The sequence below is a fragment of the Cupriavidus sp. GW823-FHT06D04 genome (assembly GCF_058795055.1).
Genome location: NZ_JBXAHL010000130.1, coordinates 1 through 560 on the forward strand (window position 1 = coordinate 1; position 560 = coordinate 560).

At 56.2% G+C, this 560-nt stretch carries 1 protein-coding gene and 1 pseudogene; one reads left to right on the top strand and one right to left on the bottom strand.

The window, feature by feature from the left end:
* The coding region (locus AC1Q7H_RS39905) for a helix-turn-helix domain-containing protein (RefSeq protein ID WP_492382522.1) at positions 1-210 on the bottom strand (210 nt) is incomplete at its 3' end.
* Between the two features lie 12 nt (positions 211-222).
* On the opposite strand from AC1Q7H_RS39905, the pseudogene tnpA reads away from it, so the two are divergent.
* Positions 223-522 (top strand): annotated as a pseudogene (gene tnpA / locus AC1Q7H_RS39910) (IS200/IS605 family transposase); the annotation flags it as partial.
* Positions 523-560 lie beyond the last annotated feature (38 nt).

A 560-nucleotide genomic window follows, 5' to 3' on the forward strand; every position in this document is an offset into this window, starting at 1 on the left:
ACACAGACCGGCATAGCTGAGCTTCTTTTCGCCTTGATCGTAACGCTGTTTCTGCAACGCCAGCGCCTTGTTATAGACGAACCGGCACGATCCGGCATAACGGCGCATGTTGCGCTGCTGCTCGCCGTTCGGCATCAATTCGTATTTGAAGGCTTGAAGACGCTGCATGGCCCAATCATACTCTTGGCCTATGAGCGACGACAATGACATTCGGCAGAGGACCTGCGCGACATATTTACCGGCGTTTGCGCAGATTTCGAAGCTGAACTGGTGGAGTTCGATGGGGAGGACGATCACGTTCACCTTCTTGTGAACTACCCGCCAAAGGTCGCGGTGTCCGCACTGGTAAACAGCTTGAAAGGGGTATCCAGCCGTATGATCCGAAAGAAGAACTACCCGAGCATCAGCAAGAAGCTATGGGGCGGTGCGCTGTGGTCGCCGTCTTACTTCGCAGGGAGCTGCGGCGGTGCGCCCATCGAGATCATCCGCCAATACATTGAGCAACAACAGACGCCGCATTAGCCGCCGAAAGGACGCCGACGGCGTCCGCGCTATCCTTC